At 57.7% G+C, this 17,951-nt stretch carries 15 protein-coding genes; all 15 read left to right on the forward strand.

Features of this window, described 5'->3' with window-relative positions:
* The coding region (locus AACW87_RS11500) for a type VI secretion system Vgr family protein (RefSeq protein WP_241326786.1) at positions 1 to 962 on the forward strand (962 nt) is incomplete at its 5' end.
* A gap of 1 nt (position 963) precedes the next feature.
* The gene (locus AACW87_RS11505) at positions 964 to 2,283 is read left to right on the forward strand and encodes a hypothetical protein (protein WP_241326787.1); all 1,320 of its coding nucleotides are present in this window, start codon (positions 964 to 966) and stop codon (positions 2,281 to 2,283) included.
* Between the two features lie 9 nt (positions 2,284 to 2,292).
* Positions 2,293 to 3,282, forward strand: coding sequence for a PoNi-like cognate immunity protein (locus AACW87_RS11510; protein ID WP_241326788.1), 990 nt, complete (start codon positions 2,293 to 2,295; stop codon positions 3,280 to 3,282).
* Between the two features lie 123 nt (positions 3,283 to 3,405).
* A complete protein-coding gene (locus AACW87_RS11515) occupies positions 3,406 to 3,951 on the forward strand; it encodes a DUF6630 family protein (RefSeq protein WP_241326789.1) in 546 nt (181 codons plus the stop codon).
* Between the two features lie 138 nt (positions 3,952 to 4,089).
* Complete coding sequence (locus AACW87_RS11520; protein WP_241326790.1) at positions 4,090 to 5,460, forward strand: tetratricopeptide repeat protein; 1,371 nt, start codon at positions 4,090 to 4,092, stop codon at positions 5,458 to 5,460.
* Positions 5,461 to 6,163: 703 nt separating this feature from the next.
* Positions 6,164 to 6,667, forward strand: coding sequence for a type VI secretion system contractile sheath small subunit (gene tssB, locus AACW87_RS11525; protein WP_042869806.1), 504 nt, complete (start codon positions 6,164 to 6,166; stop codon positions 6,665 to 6,667).
* Between the two features lie 37 nt (positions 6,668 to 6,704).
* Positions 6,705 to 8,183, forward strand: a complete 1,479-nt coding sequence (tssC, locus tag AACW87_RS11530; protein ID WP_241326791.1) for a type VI secretion system contractile sheath large subunit — start codon at positions 6,705 to 6,707, stop codon at positions 8,181 to 8,183.
* A gap of 6 nt (positions 8,184 to 8,189) precedes the next feature.
* Positions 8,190 to 8,621 (forward strand): type VI secretion system baseplate subunit TssE, encoded by a 432-nt coding sequence (gene tssE / locus AACW87_RS11535; protein WP_241279042.1) that lies wholly within the window; start codon positions 8,190 to 8,192, stop codon positions 8,619 to 8,621.
* A 3-nt stretch (positions 8,622 to 8,624) separates the two neighbouring features.
* Positions 8,625 to 10,391, forward strand: coding sequence for a type VI secretion system baseplate subunit TssF (gene tssF, locus AACW87_RS11540; RefSeq protein ID WP_042869813.1), 1,767 nt, complete (start codon positions 8,625 to 8,627; stop codon positions 10,389 to 10,391).
* Positions 10,355 to 11,353 (forward strand): type VI secretion system baseplate subunit TssG, encoded by a 999-nt coding sequence (tssG, locus tag AACW87_RS11545; protein WP_241326792.1) that lies wholly within the window; start codon positions 10,355 to 10,357, stop codon positions 11,351 to 11,353. The genes tssF and tssG overlap by 37 nt, the downstream gene beginning before the upstream one ends.
* Positions 11,354 to 11,393: 40 nt before the next feature.
* On the forward strand, positions 11,394 to 12,632 hold the full coding sequence (gene tagH / locus AACW87_RS11550; RefSeq protein WP_241326793.1) for a type VI secretion system-associated FHA domain protein TagH: 1,239 nt from the start codon (positions 11,394 to 11,396) through the stop codon (positions 12,630 to 12,632).
* A complete protein-coding gene (gene tssJ / locus AACW87_RS11555; RefSeq protein WP_042869816.1) occupies positions 12,632 to 13,147 on the forward strand; it encodes a type VI secretion system lipoprotein TssJ in 516 nt (171 codons plus the stop codon). Before tagH ends, tssJ begins: the two co-directional genes overlap by 1 nt.
* 2 nt (positions 13,148 to 13,149) lie before the next feature.
* Entirely contained in the window at positions 13,150 to 14,484 is a 1,335-nt protein-coding gene (gene tssK / locus AACW87_RS11560; protein WP_043556105.1) for a type VI secretion system baseplate subunit TssK, read from the forward strand.
* A gap of 22 nt (positions 14,485 to 14,506) precedes the next feature.
* Positions 14,507 to 15,286, forward strand: coding sequence for a type IVB secretion system protein IcmH/DotU (icmH, locus tag AACW87_RS11565; protein ID WP_043135905.1), 780 nt, complete (start codon positions 14,507 to 14,509; stop codon positions 15,284 to 15,286).
* Positions 15,287 to 15,307: 21 nt separating this feature from the next.
* On the forward strand, positions 15,308 to 17,950 hold the full coding sequence (tssH, locus tag AACW87_RS11570; protein ID WP_241326794.1) for a type VI secretion system ATPase TssH: 2,643 nt from the start codon (positions 15,308 to 15,310) through the stop codon (positions 17,948 to 17,950).
* The last annotated feature ends 1 nt before the right edge of the window (position 17,951 follow it).

A 17,951-nucleotide genomic window follows, 5' to 3' on the forward strand; every position in this document is an offset into this window, starting at 1 on the left:
AATACGGCATGATGGCCATCCCGCGTATCGGCCATGAAGTTATCGTCTCTTTCCTCGAAGGGGACCCCGACCAACCCATCGTGACCGGTCGCACCTATCACGCCACCAATCGTCCACCTTACGAGTTGCCGGCCAACAAGACCCGCACCGTGCTGCGCACCGAGACCCACCAGGGGGAGGGCTTCAACGAGCTGCGCTTTGAAGACCAGGTGGGGCAGGAAGAGATTTACATCCACGGTCAGAAAGACCTCAATGTCCTGATCGAAAATGACGCTGCGTGGCACATCAAGCACGACCAGCACACCGACATCGACAATGAGCGGGTCACTCGCGTCAGAAAGGTGCCGGGTGAGGAGGGGGCACCGCCCAGTCTAGGCAACGACCATCTGACCGTTGAAGGGGAGAAGCGGGATCATATCAAGGCTGACTACTCGCTGACTGTGGATGCGTCCATGCATCAAAAACTCGGTCAGAGCTGGCTAACTCAGGCGGGGCAGGAGGTGCACGTCAAGGCCGGCGCCAAGGTGGTGCTGGAGGCGGGCTCTGAAATTACCGTCAAGGTCGGTGGCTGTTTCATCAAGGTCGATGGCGGTGGCGTCACTCTGATCGGCCCCACCATCAAGATGAACTCGGGCGGCAGTCCAGGCTCCGGCTCCGGTTGGGCGGGCCAGATCCCCAAGAGTTTAGAGGAAATGTTGGATGCCCCAAATAAACACTGGATGAAGTTCTATCACCTCGACTCCGAACTGATGCCCTTGGCAGGTACCCCCTATAAAGCGGTGTTGAGCGATGGCTCTGTGAGGGAGGGCACTCTGGATGGTGAAGGTATGGCGCTGCTTGAGGAGGTGCCCGCTGGTACTGCTTCTGTGAGCTATGACGTGCAGGACAACTTTGTCGATTTGCCCCGTGAGCCCATCTCGGCCCTCACCGGCCATCTCGACAGTCTGAGTGACGAGGGCTGATATGTTCGGTAACGATCTGTTTGAGCAGCTCTATGACCACCTGGATAAAGCTGTGTCCGGCGGCGCTGCCTATGTCAAACAAAGTGCAGAGGCGGTAAAGAAGGGGGTTGCTTCCAGCCTGCAGTGGATTTGGGAGGCCCTCCAGGGGGATTTCAATCCCAACCAAAGTGCGGGACAAATCGCCGCCAATGCGGTGCTGGGTCTTATTCCCGTGGTCGATCAGGTGTTGGATTGTCGCGACCTTATTGCCAATGCCCGGGATATTTCCCGTGATCCCAAGCAGCCGGAGAAATGGGTTTTCCTCAGCTTTACCCTGATAGGTCTGATCCCGTCACTGGGTTCTGCGCTCAAGGGGGTGTTGAAAATCATCTTCCTGTTTGTCCGTAAGACGGGCGGTGATGCCACCAAGGCGATCAGACCCGCCATGGTACCCGTGTTGACATTTCTCAGTGACCCCAAGGTCAAGAAAGTGCTGGGTATCTCGCGCCTCGACAAGGTTCTGAAAGGATTTGCCGGTCAGATCAGGGGGTTGAGAGGGCAGATCGCTGTCAGCGTGCTGCTGGGCTATCTGGACGATGCCGTCAGATCGCTGACCAGTTTGATCGGCAAGGTAAAAGGATTGGCACCAGCATCGGTCAGGATCTGGCTGGAACAATCCCAGCGCCTGGTGCTGCAGATGCAGTCACAGGCAGGTCAGATGTTGCCTGCTGCCATGGGGCCCGTGCTCAAATCCCTCGATGAGATTGCCGCGGGATTGGAGAAAGAGGCGGTCAAGCATTCCCCTGGTTACAAGGCCGTGCCCGGTGGCACCGTTATCCACCCGCTGCCGGATGATGTCGTCAAAGTGGATCTCAAGATCCTGAGCCGCTCCAAGAAAGGGATTTATGGCGAGATCATCAGCGACAACTGGATGGCAAATCACAAGTTCGAGAACCTGTTGCCAGAACATCGCCGGGTACGTAGCCTGAATGACAAGCCCAGAGGGCGGGGCATCGATGGTATCTACAAGAACACCAATCCTCCGCCTCCCTACGTGGTGACCGAGACCAAGTTTCGGACGGCAGGGGGGGAGTATATCGACGAGGATGGCACCAAGAGCACCCAGTTGTTGTCGATGACCAAGGGGTCGGGCAAGCAGATGAGCAATTTGTGGATAGAAAGGCGATTACCGGATGAAATAGCAGATAAAAAGCTATTGGCGGATATCAGAAAACAAAAATATGAATCTTGGTTGATGATCGTCGATGAGTCTGGTGAGGTGATTCAGATCACCAAGTTGAATAAGAATGCCGATGCTATCGGTACTATCCCGGTCAAGTAGGAGTAGAGAATGAGTTCGTTTATTGAGCAGCGTCGAGATCCACTATTATCTGAGGATTTCTTCTTGGTTCAGCTAGAAGACTACAAAGAATCGCTCTATTTTGACCAGGAGTGGTGGAGCTGGATAAATGATCCTCACCATGAACGCTGGAGTGACCCAGCAGGATTGCCTACTCGCTCTGGTGCCAGTGCTGGCATGTTTATGGATAATCTTGAACATCTGATCTTGCTTTATTCTGGCGGGGTCTCTCATGAAGAGGTTATTGCTCAGCTAGGCGTCGTCACTAAAGAGTTTTTACGCCATAAAAAAGAGTTTCCAGATGAACAGTTTTATTACTGGGAGCAAGATGCCTATCAATATCTGCTCTGGATGTTTTCATTAAGCATCCTCTATGGCCAGGATGAGATGTTGCCCGAGTTGGTGCGTTATATCAGTAAGAATCCGGAAGGGGACGACGACCCACTGTGGAGCGTACTGTTGGCCCGCTTGGGTTATCCTGGCTTCCCTCGAGGCCCAGAATCCTATATTCCCGAGGTGTATCTCCCGCTATTTGATGCCATCAAGGGAGATGGTGTAAATCCCACCAAGGTTGAGCGTCAGGCGAGCATCAAACAATACCTCAAAGGATGGTACAAGGGGTGTAAAGAGTGCTATTGGCACGACAGGCACAAGGCAAAGCATGCCATCTACTTTGGCTATTGGGCTTTTGAAGCGGCGCTGGTCACCCTGCTTTATGAGCTGGATGACAGCAGCTATCGAGACATGCGCTATTACCCCAAGGATCTGGTGGATTATGCCAGAGCCAATGGTATTGCAGAGAAATGGCAGGCATTGCGAGTAGCCCCACATCCTATTGCCATGCCGGGTTCAATGGTGGAGCAGGATGGCAACTGGCGCTGCAACCTGACCGATGAGCAGTGGCAGCTTCGCAAAGGGCAGCGTTTACCTTCCCAAACCCATGTCAACAAGGACGACATGTTGTTCTGGGTACAGGAGTAGTTCGCAGTGTATCGATCATGCATTGCCTGCGTGATCGATACATCGCGAACCGAGCATCGTTTTGGTGCTGCGGCGGTGTTGCTTGGCACCCTTGGCTCTGTATGAAAAAATCGAGAAAGAAAGGTGAAGGCGATAAAAAAACTATTCCTGCTCCTCTCCGTCATTATCTTGTCGCCCCTGTTGATTCCCATGGTCTATGTCGAAAGACGAAGAAAGAAATGGCTTCTATCAATTTTACTATCCCCTCTGCCTGAAGAGATCAGAGCCGGCAGATTGAACGCGCTGATGAATACCCATGCCGATGAGCTACAGGGCGGCATTGTGTCAGCACTTGTTGAATTCAACTCTAATGAACATTGGGTGTGTCTCAATATTGACTGGCGAGACGTCGAGGAAGTTGAGCTGCAGGGAAACGCATTGGCGGATATTCACGGCATCAAGGAACATTTTATTTGCTCCGATCCGGGTGCGGATGCATCGGTTTGGAGCATGTTGGTGCTTTATGACTTATGGCTGCAAGCGCGAGGATATGAAGTTGTGCTTTGGGATATAGATGCAGATCAATATACAGGATTTATTTGTCGAACCGATATTCTCGACAAACTGTTAAATGAGGGAAGCAAGCTGGGTCTGGACCTGGTCAAGCTGGATCATGTGAACGAGCAATAATATTCTTAGGCAGCACGGAAATTACCATAATAAGGTCTATTTAAAGAAAGTTGATGAGCAATAGAAAGTCTATCTGGTTGTAAGAAATAATTATGTACACAGCCACCCTACCATCTTAATTATTCGCAGATACAAACAATGACATACCGCACATTATGGTTGGTACTGGCGACCCATTGGCTCGCCGCTTGTACTACAACGACGTTACAGACCGAATCCGAACTGACTCAAGCCGCCCACCAGGGGCAGGGTAAGGCGCAATATGAACTGGCTAATCGCCTGGCCGCCAGGCCCGACTATCCCGAGGCGATGCACTGGATGAAGCAGGCTGCGGATCAAACAGGGCCCTTGGCAGCGGATGCCGACATTCGGGGAAAAGCGGCTCTGCAGGTAGGAAGCTGGTATCGGGTGGGCCTGGGCGAGCCAAAGAATCCTCAATTGGCCGAGAACTGGTGGCAGCGCTCGGCCAAGCTGGGCAACCGTGAAGCCAGTTATCAGCTGGGGAGGAATTGTCAGCAGCAGCACAAAGGCAAGCTGGTAAGCGAGTGCCTCGACTGGTTCGAGCAGGCAGCCAAACGGGATCATGCCGAAGCGCAACTGATCCTGGGGCAATGGTATGCCAAGCAGCCTGGAGCCGATGTGGATGCCGTCAAATGGTTGGAGAAAGCCGCCGAGCAAGGCAATCGCGACGCGCAATATCAGTTGGGATTACGCTACGAGCAGGGGAAGGGGGTAAGCAAACGCAGCGATGTGGCGCAGCGCTGGTTTGAGAAGGCAGCTGCCCAGCAGCAACCGGATGCCTTGCTGATCCTGGCACGCAAGGCTGCACCTGAGGAGGCGTTCAGTTTCTATCAGCGGGCTGCCAATGCAGGGTCTGCGCCAGCTCAACTGTGGCTGGGGCAGGCTTATCTGGCAGGAGAAAAGGTCGTTCAGGATCTTGCCTTGGGTCGTTATTGGCTGGAGCTGGCTGCTGGCAATGGTTCTCATGAAGCCGAATACCAGTTGAGCCTGCAACAGAGCGATGCTGCGGCGCGAGAGCATTGGTTGACGCGTGCCGCAGAGGGCGGTTTTAGCCAGGCTCAGCTTGCATTGGCGCAATGGCTGCAAGAGCGCGGGGATCTCGCAGCCGCTCGCCAGCGTTTTTCGCAGGCGGCAGCGCAGGGCAATGTCGATGCCTACTATGCCTATGGTGAGATGCTGCGGTTGGGGCTGGGCGGCAAAGAGGATTATGCGCAAGCCCTCAAACAGTATCGATTGGCTGCCAACGCGCATCATAGATCTGCCCAGTATCGCATGGGGATCATGCGTGAGCAGGGATTGGGGGCACCTCGCAATCGACTGCATGCTTATGCGTGGTATCTGCTCGCGGCTACGGATGGCAATCATGATGCAACCAAGGCACGTGATGAGCTGGAAAAAGGCATGACAGAGAAGGAAAAGAGTGCCGGTCAGAAGCTGGCCCAGCATTGGTTCGTGGCACTCGCTCAAGGGAAGAAATTGGAGAGTTAGTGAGTGAACGATAAGAAATAGGTTGTGTGTGATGACTTAATGCCATTAACGCATAAACCCAATATATACACCATGGTTGTTGGCAACATTCTTTAAACAGTCAAGTGTTCGTCAGTCCCTTCATTACTCGATATGATGAAGGGACTTTTTGTGTTCGCTATGCAACCTTTTGTTACATATTTTCTTATATTGTCACGTCTGGTTCTGTCGTTAGCGTGTAAATGACAAGAGTAAATGATAATGAAATGCTCTTGGAGGATGCATCGATTCAGTTTCAAACGTACTTCATAGAACATGTAAATGTTGATTTTCGATAAGCGATAACGTGGTTAAGTTATTGTTTTTATTGTGTTTTTATTGTGTTTTATTTGGTTGTAATATTTTTTAAATATATCATTAATTAAGAATTAATTGACTTGACATAATGCTCGCATATACCATGCGGCGCAAATGGCTCTTAAGCCAATATGACCTCTAACGAAGAGTAGAGGCATGATAGGGTTGTATAGATAACAAGATGCATATTGTGTTTTTGATGATTAGAGCTTTGACTCTGGTATGTCAAAAATGCATCGTCGGCTGATGTTTCTCCCACCTTGTGACTACAGGTGGTTCAGTCAACTGTCATTTCTTACAGTTGCTGGTGAGGGCGTTGGCTATAAGCTTTAGGGTCTTGGTTGACCCTTAACTTGGTATTTAGAGCATGGGAAAAGGAATTGACGGCGCCACTGTTGCGCCCAAAGAACGTATCAATATCAAATATGTGCCGGCAACAGGTGGTCAACAGGCGGAGATAGAGCTTCCGCTGACCATGATGGTGGTAGGCAATATGAAGGGACGTACTGAGGAAACGCCTCTCGAAGAGCGTCAGACCGTCTCCATCGACAAGAATAATTTTTCTTCCGTCATGAAAGAATCGGCACTGGAACTGAAGTTTTCCGTTCCCAATCGCCTGGAGGAGAACAGCCAGGACGAAATGCCGGTTTCGATCAAGATCCAGTCTCTGGAAGACTTCACCCCTGACAGTGTTGCCCAGCAAGTTCCCGAGCTGCGCAAGCTGCTAGAGCTGCGTGAAGCCTTGGTTGCACTGAAGGGGCCATTGGGAAATATTCCCTCCTTCCGCAATCGTTTGCAGGACCTGCTGTCCAGTGATGAGGCTCGTGAGCAACTGCTCAAGGAGCTGGATTTGATTAAGCCTGCCGAGTGATCGGCTGGTTGGATTGATTGACGAGAAAGGAAAAAACATGTCTTTGGTCGAAGAACAGGTTCAAACGGGGGCGAGTGCTGCCCCTTCGTCCTTGCTGGACGAAATCATGGCACAAGCTCGCATCACCCCGGTCGATGAAGGCTACAGTGTTGCCAAGCAAGGTGTTGCCGCCTTGATCGCCAATATCCTTGATAACGGCACCACAAGCGATCCGGTCAACAAGGCGCTGGTAGACAGCATGATTGTCGAGCTCGACAAGAAGCTGAGCAAGCAGATGGACGTGATCCTGCACGCCAAAGAATTGCAGGAGCTGGAGTCTTCCTGGCGTTCACTCAAGTTGTTGGTGGATCGCACCGATTTTCGTGAAAACATCAAGATTCAGGTACTGCATGCGACCAAGGAAGAGTTGCTGGAAGATTTCGAATTCTCACCAGAGATCACCCAGTCCGGCCTCTACAAGCATGTTTACTCGACAGGTTATGGTCAGTTTGGCGGTCAGCCCGTCGGTGCCGTAATAGGTGATTATGCCTTCACTCACAGTTCACCCGATATCAAGCTGATGCAGTATGTCAGTGCCGTCGGTGCCATGGCCCATGCCCCCTTTATCTCTTCGGTTGCCCCCGCCTTCTTCGGCGTTGACAGCTTTACCGATCTGCCGTCCATCAAGGACCTCAAGTCGGTCTTCGAAGGCCCGTCCTACACCAAGTGGCGTTCCCTGCGCGAGTCGGAGGATGCCCGCTACCTGGGGCTGACCGCACCGCGTTTCCTGGCCCGGCTGCCGTACGACCCGACCGAAAATCCCATCAAGGGTTTCAACTATCAGGAAGACATCAGCTCGGATCACGACCACTACCTGTGGGGCAATACCGCCTATCTGATGGGAACCTCCCTGACCGACAGCTTCGCCAAGTATCGCTGGTGTCCAAACATCATAGGTCCGCAGAGCGGTGGTGCCATCCACGATCTGCCGGTGCATGTCTATGAGGCCATGGGTCAGCTACAAGCCAAGATCCCGACCGAAGTGCTCATTACCGATCGTCGTGAGTATGAGTTGTCAGAAGAGGGTTTCATCACCCTGACCATGCGCAAAGACAGTGACAATGCGGCCTTCTTCTCTGCCAACTCGGTACAAAAGCCCAAGGTGTTCCCGAACACCAAGGAAGGCAAGGAAGCGGAGACCAACTACAAGCTGGGCACCCAGCTGCCCTACATGTTCATCATCAATCGCCTGGCACACTACATCAAGGTGTTGCAGCGCGAGCAGATCGGTTCCTGGAAGGAGCGTCAGGATCTGGAGCGTGAACTGAATGGCTGGATCAAGCAGTACGTTGCCGATCAAGAGAACCCGCCGGCAGACGTACGTAGCCGTCGCCCGCTGCGTGCAGCCCAGATCAAGGTGCTGGACGTGGAAGGTGAGCCGGGTTGGTACCAGGTTGCCATGGCCGTGCGTCCGCACTTCAAGTACATGGGGGCCAGCTTCGAGCTGTCTCTGGTAGGTCGACTGGACAAGGAATAATGCCCGATGCCGTATCTCTCTTCCTGGGATAGAGGAAATGCGGCCAGTCTGTTTGATCGTATCCGGGGGGAGGGGCTTGGCTCTTCCCCCCATTCGGAAGTTGATGAACTGGTCGATTCTGTCAAGCGGCAGCTCGACCAAATTCTCAACACCCGTCCCGGCAATTGCCGCAGTGCTCCCGATCTGGGTGTCATCGATCTCAATGACGCCACACAGGGCAGTGCGGACATCAAGGGGCGGATCCGTGAGGCGATCCGGCAATGCATCCGTCGTTATGAACCGCGGATCATTCAAGTGGATGTGCGTTCACCCGACCATCAGGCGAGTCCGCTTGAGATGTCGTTTCAGGTGACGGCCCACGTGAGGCTGGAGCATATCGAGCAGGTTACCTCGTTCAATGTCCATATGGACAGTCACCGTCACTACCGCATGGTCTGATCAATGTCGCTGGAACATTACTTCAGGGATGAGTTGGCATTTTTGCGCCTGCAGGGGCGCGAATTTGCCGATGCCTATCCCGAACTCACCCGTTTTCTGTCGGAGCAGAATACCGACCCGGATGTGGAACGCCTGCTGGAAGGCTTTGCGTTTCTCACGGGCAATCTGCGCGCCAAGATCGAGGATGAGTTCCCCGAGCTGACCCATGGTCTGCTCAATATGCTCTGGCCCAACTATCTGCGTCCCGTACCCAGCATGACCATAATGCAGTTTTCGGTCATTCCGGGGGCCATCGCCCAACCGGCGCTGGTCAGGCAGGGTTGCCAGCTCGACAGCCTGCCCATCGACGAGGTGACCTGTCATTTTCAGACCTGTCACGATACCTGGGTCTATCCCGCAGATATCCATCATATTTCGGCGCAAAGTGGTAACGATCTCTCCACCATCTCGCTGGATATCGCCCTGCATGCCCCCCTGCCATTGAGCGAACTGCAGCTGGACAAGCTGCGTTTCTTCCTCGGTGGCGACAGCTATACCGCCTATGAACTCTACTTCTGGCTCTCCAACCAGCTCTCCCATATCGAGCTGGAGATCGATGGCAAGCGCTTTCGCCAGGAGGCCAAGGCGCTGAAATCGGTCGGCTTCGAGCGTGATGATGCGCTCCTGCCTTACCCGAACAACGTCTATTCCGGCTACCGGATCCTGCAGGAGTACTTCTGCTTTCCGGAAAGCTTCCTCTTCTTTGAACTCTCGGGTGGCGAGTGGCCCAAACAGCCGTTGCCGGTGAGTGAATTCAAGATCCACTTCTGCTTCGATCGGCCCCTGCCGGCGGAGCTCAAGATCCGTCCCGACTCCTTCATGCTCAACTGCGTGCCGGCCATCAACTTGTTCCAGCACGACAGTGAACCGGTCAATCTCAATGGCCGTCAGGCGGAGTATCCCCTCAAGGCGAGTTATCGCCATGCCGACAGTTTCGAGATCTTCTCGGTGGATCAGGTTGAGGGCTGGGTCGAGGGCAATCTGGGCCGCTCCCGCGGCACGCCGCGCATCTATCAGCCGTTCGAGAGTTTCCAGCACCAGATTGAGCGTGCCAAGCACAGGCTGGCGCTCTATTACCGGGTGCGGGTCAGAGAGTCGGTCAGCGGCGATGGTTTCGAGCACAGCCTTTCGTTCGTGCGGGGTGATGAAACCACCACTGTCGATCTGGATGAGTCGATCTCGGTCACGCTCACCTGCACCAATCGCTCCCGCGCCGCTCGTCTCAAGGTCGGCAGCATCTGCGTGCCGACCGGCAGCTCGCCCTCGTTTGCCACCTTTCGCAACCTGATCAGGCCGACCCGGCCACTGCGCCCGGCACTGGATGGCAGTCTGCACTGGACGCTGATTTCCAACCTGTCGCTCAACTATGTCTCCCTGCTGCGGCGGGATGCCCTGGTGCAGGTGCTGCGCACCTACGATTTCCCCGCGCTGCATGACAAGCAGGCGGAGCAGGCGTCACGCAAGCGGCTGGCGGGGATCGAGGAGATCGAAACCACCCCGGTCGACCGTCTGGTGCGGGGCATGCCGGTGCGCGGACTCAAGTCGGTGCTTTCCATTCGCCAGTCCGCTTTTGGCAGCGAAGGAGAGCTCTACCTGTTCAGCACAGTGCTGGCGCACTTCTTCTCGCTGTACGCCAGCGTCAACGCCTTCCACCTGCTTGAGGTGGTCAATCTCGACAACAAGGAGCGCTATCAATGGCCAGTCCAGATCGGTCAGCACTCCCTGATGTGACGTCCGCCAGGGACGCACCTCGCTTCAACTTCTTCCAGCTGGTTGAGCTGCTCAACCGGCTGGACGGTGCCGATCAGGAGCGCGGCCTCGACCATCTGCCGAGTGACGAGAACATCCGCTTCAAGGCGACCGCGTCCCTGGGTTTTCCCACCAGCGACGTGTTGCAGATAGGTAGAGATGGCAAGGGGCGCCACGAGCTGGAGGTGGCCTTCCTCGGCCTGCATGGCAGCCAGTCTCCCATGCCCGGTTATTACCTCGACTCGCTGGCGTGGGAGTACGCGCAGGGGGAGCCGAAGCTGGGTCTGTTTCTGGACTTCTTTCATCACCGTCTGCTGACGCTGCTGCACCGGATCTGGCGCAAGTATCGCTATCACGTCCGTTTTCAGGACAACGGCGAGGATGGATTTTCCCGCCTGATGTTCGCCCTGGTGGGGCTCGGCAACGAGGCGGTCTGCCAGAGCCTGCCGGTCAACCGCGCCAAGATGCTCTCTTATGCGGGCATGCTGGCCAGCCCCAGCCGCTCCCCCGAGGTGGTAGCTGGTCTGGTGGCGCACTGTTTCGATCTGGCGGATGTGGAGGTGAGTGCCTGGCAGTGGCGCAAGGTGCCCATCCAGCAGGATCAGCAAAACCGGCTGGGCAGCGCTTGCGCCACCCTGGGCAGCGACTTTGTCATCGGTGACAAGGTGAACGACTGCGCCGGCAAGTTTTTATTGAAGATCAATAGCCTGAGTTTTGGCCAGTTTCTCGGGTTTCTCCCGAACGGGGAGTACTTTCACGCCCTGGTGACCTTTGTCTCCTTCATCCTGCGCGACCAGTTGGCCTGGGATCTGCGACTCGGCTTCGGCCAGGAGCAGGCCCGGGGGTTGCGATTGGGGGAGGAGCAGAGTGCGCGCCTGGGCTGGAGTACCTTTCTCGGCCAACCGCCGAGTGAGCCGTTTGTGACTATCTGTGTACAGGAATAAGCGCAGGAAATTCAGTGTCGGAATCAGTGCAGGAGTGAATGTGGACGACTTTAACCAGCAACTTTCCCTGGTGGTGCTCAACAGCGAGCAGCTCGATGGCAGCCAGCAGGTGCAGTACCGCTTCGACGAGATGGGGGGCACTCTGGGCGCCTCCGAGCAGGACGACTGGCAACTGAGAGACAGGTTGGGGGCCGTCATGCCGGCTCACGCTCGCGTCGAGCTCAACGACGGTCGCTTTTGCCTGTGCGATCTGAGTGGCCAGACTTACATCAACGGTGCGACCTCGCCCATAGGGCGGGCCCGCAAGGTGCATCTCGAGCAGGGTGACGAACTGATCGTCGGCCCGTTCCGGATGCGGGCCTACCTGGGGGCCATCTCCCCCGAGCAGAGCCTGCAACAGGTGCTGGGCAACCGCCCCTCCGAGCAGCTCGATGAGTGGCTGGCCAGCGATGAGCTCGGTGCTCAGACCATGACCGATCCGCACACCCTGGCCGTCGACCCCTTGCTGGCGCTGCAGCAGGAGCGCTCGGCGCCGTCCCCGCTGGCGGACTCCCGCCTGCAGGCACCCCTGCGTTCACAACCGGATATGGATGCCGTATCCCTCGCCCCTTTTTCTGCCGTCGAGAACACCATGAACCAAGAATTTCTGGATATGCCCACCATAGAGAATCACCCCGACTACCACCCTCAGCTGGATGGGATGGATCACGTGGCGCTGACTCCCTTGATGCGCGGCCTGGGTCAGTCCCTGCAACTGCAGGATACCCAGCAGGCCCACGACATGCTCGAAGAGATGGGCAAGACGGTGCGTGCCATGGTGGAAGGGCTGCTGCAGTTGCAGATCGATCAGGCTGCGCTGGCGGATCGGCACCTGCGCCCCATCGAGGACAACCCGCTGCGGCTCGGGCTCGACTATGACGAGACCCTGGCGGTGATGTTCGCCGAGCAGAAGAGCCCGGTGCATCTGACCGCCCCGGCGGCGGTGGCCGAGAGTCTGCGCAATGTGCGCATTCATCACGTGGCGAACCAGCAGGCCATAGGCGCGGCCCTTGACAGCATATTGCAGGCGTTTTCGCCAGAGGCGCTGCTCGGGCGGTTCGAACACTACCGTCGTACCGGTGCACCGGGTGTGGCCGACGAAGGCTGGGCCTGGAACATGTACCAGCACTACTACCGCGAGTTGACCTCTGCCCGTCAGCAGGGGTTCGACAAGCTGTTCCATCAGGTCTATGCCCAGGCGTATGACCAGGCCGTGCGTCAGCAACAGGGACTGATTTGATGATACGTGCGCTGATGCTGGGGGCCTGTCTGCTGGCCCTGGCTGGTTGTACCACCATGGGCAAGATGGCCGACGTGGCTATGGATCCGGATATCCAGGTGGGCAGCAATGGCGACCAGCCCTCCACCCTGGGGCTGAGCCTGCTGGCGGAGCCTGACGTCAATCCCAACGAGAGCGGGGAGGCGGCGCCCATCGAGTTTCAGGTGGTGGTGCTGGCCGAAGACTCCAAGCTGCTCGCCACCGACTATGACCAGGTGACGGCGGATGTGGAGAAGGCCCTTGGCAAGAACTACCTGGATCATCAGGACTACACATTGCTGCCCGGCCAGTTCAAGTATCTGCCGCCCATCAAGCTCGATGAGAAGACCCGTTACATCGGGGTGATCGCACGTTACGCCGATCCGGACAGTGCCGAGTGGCGCAAGGTCATCAAGGTCAAGAGCATGGGCCGTGCCTATCAAATTCTGGTTCATCTGCGTCTGGATGAAGTGGAACTGCAAAAAGAAGAAGAATAACCATGTCGAGTCGAAATCGGGTTATCTGGCGTGAGGGGCTCTTCATCAAGCCCCAGCACTTCCAGCAACAACAAAGACATTCAGAGTATGCGCTGCACGCTCGCCTGAGCGCGCTGTCCGACTATTTCTATGGCTTGCAGTCGCTGGCCATCAACGAGGATTACCTGGGGTTTGGCCGCATCGCCCTGGTGGGGGCCACAGGCATTTTGCCCGATGGCACCGTCTTCAATATTCCCAATGACGACATGCTGCCGGCGCCGCTGGAGATCACCGATGCTTCGGTCGCCAACCAGAAGGTCTATCTGGCGCTGCCGCTGTCGGTGAGCGGGGTCAACGAGGTCAATCAGGGCGGCCAGGTCGCTACTCGGTTGCAGGCCCATCGCCACGATGTGCGGGATCTGCACAGCGAGGGGGGTGATGTGGTCTCCCTGGAAGTGGGACGGGTCAGCCTGCGGCTGATGCTGGAGCGCGAAGATCGCAGCGCCTATGCCTCGCTCGCCATCGCCCGCATTCTGGACAAGCGCCCGGACGGCGGTCTGGTGCTGGATCCCAATTTTATGCCCTGCAGCATCAGCGTCTCCGCCATCCCGACCCTCAAGCGCTTCCTCGGCGAATCGGCGGGGCTGGTGGCCGAGCGGGCCCGCAGCCTCTCCCAGCGCATTGCCGCGCCGGGTCAGCAGGGGGTCGCCGACGTGGCCGAGTTCATGATGCTGCAACTGCTCAACCGGGCCCAGCCCCAGCTGTCGCACCTCTCGCGTCTTGGCACCCTGCACCCGGAGCGGTTGCACGAGGCGCTGGTGCAGCTGTGTGGCGAGCTGATGACCTTCACCGATGAATCCCGCCTGCCGCCCGAGTTTGCCGCCTATCGTCACGACGATCAGCAGGTGAGCTTCGAGCCCGTGATGCTGGCCCTGCGTCAGGCGCTCAGTACAGTGCTGTCGCCGCGCGCCGTCTCCATCCAGCTGCGCAAGCACCAGTACGGCGTCATGGTGGCCATGGTCAACGAGAGCGAGTTGATGCAAAGCGCCGACTTCGTGCTGGCGGTGCGTGCCCGCATGCCGCAGGAGCAGTTGCGCAAGCAGTTGCTGCAGCAGACCAAGGTGGCCTCCAGCGACAAGATCCGCGAGCTCATCAGCCTGCAACTGCCCGGCATTCCGCTGCTGCCGCTGCCGGTGGCGCCGCGTCAACTGCCCTATCACGCCGGTTACAGCTACTTCCAGCTCGACCGTCAGAGCCCTGCCTGGCAGATGCTGGCGGTCAGCAACACGCTCGCCTTCCACATCGCCGGCGACTTCCCGGAGCTCGACATGCAGCTCTGGGCCATTCGCAGCCAGTGATCGCATCAAGGAATAAGCAGAGATGACCACGGACATTATCAAGAACGAGCAACTCAGCGACCTGCTGTTCGATCATGCCGAGCAGCTGGACATGGATTCGGACTACTGGTTCCGCCTGCGCGGCCAGAGCATCAACCCCATGATAGATGCGGTGACCCCCTTGTTGGGGCTGGTGCAGCGGGTGCGCCTGCTGTCGCGCTACGACAGGGTGCCGGAGCTCTATCAGCGGGTGGTGACCGAGATCCAGGCCATCGAACAGGAGCTGATGGCCCAGGGCTACGAGAACGGCGTCGTCCTCTCGTTTCGCTACATCCTCTGTACCTTCATCGACGAGGCCGTGATGGGCCGCGACTGGGGCAGCCAGAGCGAGTGGTCCGAGCACTCCTTGCTGACCCGCTTTCACAACGAGACCTGGGGCGGCGAGAAGGTGTTCGTGCTGCTCACCCGCCTGCAGGAAGATCCGGTGCGCTACCGCGACATCCTGGAGTTCATCTACCTGTGCCTGTGCCTCGGTTTCGAGGGGCGCTACAAGGTGATGAGCAAGGGACAAGGGGAGTTTGAGCGGATCGTCAAACAGCTGCACAAGCAGCTTGCTCCCGAGGCGAGCGGTGAGGCACCCAGCGTGTTTCACCTCGACCTCGGCCGTCAGGCTTCCCGCTACCAGCTGCGCAAGCAGATTTCCCTGCGCAGCCTGTTCATGGGCGGGGCCCTGATCCTGGCCATCATCTTTGGCCTCTATCACCACCAACTCAATAACCAGACCCAGGACGTACTGCGTCAACTGGGCGAATTATTAAAATAATTATTCTGAGGAGAGCACGCCTTGATTCGTATAGAGCTACCCGTACTGGTGGAAAGACTCAACCCCATCTGCCGTCACATGCTGGAGGAGGCTGCGGCCCTCTGCGTCAACCATCAGGGGGCCGAGATCCGCATCGAGCACCTGCTGCTCAAGATGCTGGAAACCCCACTCAGCGATGTGCGCCAGATCCTGAAAGTGGCCGAGGTGGAGGTCGACGCACTCAGAACCCTGCTGCAACCCTCGGCGGTGGATACTGGCTATGGCCAGGCTTATCCCTCCTTCTCGCCACTGCTGGTGGAGTGGCTGCAAGACAGCTGGCTGCTGGCCTCGGCCGAGCTGCAACACGCCCAGCTTCGCAGCGGCGTCATGCTGCTGGTGCTCTTGATGACTCCGCAGCGTTACCTGCCGGGGTCTGTGACCCGGCTCTTGGCCAACGTCAATCGCGAGCTGCTGCGCCAGCAGTTCGATGAGTGGGTCAAAGAATCTGCCGAGACCCAAGTGACTGTTTCTGCCAACGGCAATCCCACCCAGGCAGCACTGCCGGCCGATGCCAGCCTGCTGGCCCGCTTCACCGTCAACGTCACCGAACAGGCCCGTCAGGGCAGCCTGGATCCCGTGCTCTGCCGGGATCACGAGATCGATCTGATGATCGACATCCTCTCCCGTCGTCGCAAGAACAACCCCATAGTCGTGGGGGAGGCCGGGGTGGGCAAGAGTGCCCTGATCGAGGGGCTGGCCCTGCGCATCGTGGCGGGCCAGGTGCCCGAGAAATTGCGCGAGGTGGAGCTGATGACGCTGGATCTTGGCACCATGCAGGCGGGCGCCTCGGTCAAGGGGGAGTTCGAGAAGCGCTTTAAAGGGGTGATGCAGGAGGTCAAGGATTCGGTGCGTCCTGTCATCCTCTTCATCGATGAGGCCCACACCCTGATCGGGGCCGGCAATCAGGCCGGCGGGCTGGATGTCTCCAACCTCATCAAGCCGGCCCTGGCCCGGGGCGAGCTGCGTACCATAGCCGCCACCACCTGGGGCGAGTACAAGAAATACGTGGAAAAAGACGCAGCCCTGTCGCGCCGCTTCCAACTGGTGAAGGTGGGTGAGCCCAATGCCGACGAGGCCACAGTGATACTGCGCGGCCTGCGCAGCATCTACGAGAAGGCCCATGGTGTGCTGATCGACGAGGAGGCGCTGCAGGCCGCCGCCCAGCTCTCCGCCCGTTACATCTCCGGTCGTCAGTTGCCGGACAAGGCGATCGACGTGCTCGATACCGCCTGTGCCCGGGTGGCCATCAACCTGACCACGCCGCCGCGCGCCGTCAGCCATTTGCAAAACGCGTTGCGCCAGCGCGAGCTGGAGATCCGTCAGCTGGAGCGCCAGAGCCTGATAGGTCTCGGTGACAATGACGAGCGTCTCGCCGAACTGCAGGCCGCCCAGCAGGCTTGCCGCGAGTCGCTGGCCGAGCAGGAGGCCCAGTGGCAACAGCAGCAGGGGCTGGTGCACCAGATTGTCGAACTGCGCGCCGCCCTGCTCGCCGATCAGCAAGATGAGCTGCTGACCAGAGAGGCGCTGGATCTCGCCGATGCGCCGCTGGATCCACAAGCCGCCGCCGACAAGCTGGCCGAGCTCGAGCGCGAGCTGGCCGCCCTGCAACAGGGTGAAGTGCTGGTCTCCGCCCACGTCGACAAGACCCAGGTGGCGGCCGTGATCGCCGAATGGACCGGGGTGCCGCTCAATCGCATCTCCCAGGGGGAGCTAGACGTGGTGACCCGGTTGCCGGAATACCTTGGCGAGCTTATCAAGGGGCAGGATGTGGCGGTGGCCCATCTGCACAAACACCTGCTGACCGCTCGCGCCGACTTGCGCCGCCCGGGCCGTCCGCTGGGTGCCTTTTTGCTGGTGGGGCCGAGCGGGGTCGGCAAGACAGAAACCGTGCTGCAGATTGCCGAGCTGATGTTCGGCGGTCGCCAGTACCTGACCACCATCAACATGTCCGAGTATCAGGAAAAACACACAGTCTCCCGTCTTATCGGCTCGCCTCCCGGTTATGTCGGCTTTGGCGAGGGGGGCGTGCTGACCGAGGCCATCCGGCAGAAGCCCTATTCGGTGGTGCTGCTGGACGAGGTGGAAAAAGCCCATCCGGACGTGCTCAACCTCTTCTATCAGGCGTTCGACAAGGGCGAGCTGGCCGACGGGGAAGGGCGCATCATCGACTGCAAGAACGTGGTCTTCTTCCTCACCTCCAACCTCGGCTTCCAGACCATAGTCGATCATGCCGAGCAGCCCGATGATCTGCTGGATGCGCTCTACCCCGAGCTCGCCGCCTTCTTCAAGCCGGCGCTGCTGGCGCGCATGGAGGTGATCCCCTACCTGCCGCTCGGTCACGATACCCTGGTACAGATCGTCGGCGGCAAGCTCAACCGGCTGGTCAAGCTGCTCAAGGATCGCTTCGGCGCCGAGGTGGTGCTGGAAGACGAGGTGGCCGAGGAGATACTGCGCCGCGCCAATCGCAGCGAGAACGGCGCCCGCATGCTGGAATCCGTCATCGATGGTGCCCTGCTGCCGCCGGTTTCCCTGCAACTGCTGCAGCGCCTCTCGGCCGGTGAGCCCATCAAGCGGGTACGTTTCTCTGTGAGCGAGCGCCAGTTCGTGGCCGAGGTGGAGGGCTGAA

It is taken from the genome of Aeromonas sp. MR7, from assembly GCF_963899385.1.
Classification (GTDB): domain Bacteria; phylum Pseudomonadota; class Gammaproteobacteria; order Enterobacterales; family Aeromonadaceae; genus Aeromonas; species Aeromonas bestiarum.

Coding starts and splice junctions, on each gene's coding strand:
- AACW87_RS11505 (WP_241326787.1), top strand. CDS start 964: ATGTTCGGTAACGATCTGTTTGAGCAGCTCTATGACCACCTGGATAAA.
- tssB (WP_042869806.1), top strand. CDS start 6,164: ATGGGAAAAGGAATTGACGGCGCCACTGTTGCGCCCAAAGAACGTATC.
- AACW87_RS11510 (WP_241326788.1), top strand. CDS start 2,293: ATGAGTTCGTTTATTGAGCAGCGTCGAGATCCACTATTATCTGAGGAT.
- tssK (WP_043556105.1), top strand. CDS start 13,150: ATGTCGAGTCGAAATCGGGTTATCTGGCGTGAGGGGCTCTTCATCAAG.
- tssG (WP_241326792.1), top strand. CDS start 10,355: ATGGCCAGTCCAGATCGGTCAGCACTCCCTGATGTGACGTCCGCCAGG.
- tssF (WP_042869813.1), top strand. CDS start 8,625: ATGTCGCTGGAACATTACTTCAGGGATGAGTTGGCATTTTTGCGCCTG.
- tssC (WP_241326791.1), top strand. CDS start 6,705: ATGTCTTTGGTCGAAGAACAGGTTCAAACGGGGGCGAGTGCTGCCCCT.
- tssE (WP_241279042.1), top strand. CDS start 8,190: ATGCCGTATCTCTCTTCCTGGGATAGAGGAAATGCGGCCAGTCTGTTT.
- icmH (WP_043135905.1), top strand. CDS start 14,507: ATGACCACGGACATTATCAAGAACGAGCAACTCAGCGACCTGCTGTTC.
- tssJ (WP_042869816.1), top strand. CDS start 12,632: ATGATACGTGCGCTGATGCTGGGGGCCTGTCTGCTGGCCCTGGCTGGT.
- AACW87_RS11520 (WP_241326790.1), top strand. CDS start 4,090: ATGACATACCGCACATTATGGTTGGTACTGGCGACCCATTGGCTCGCC.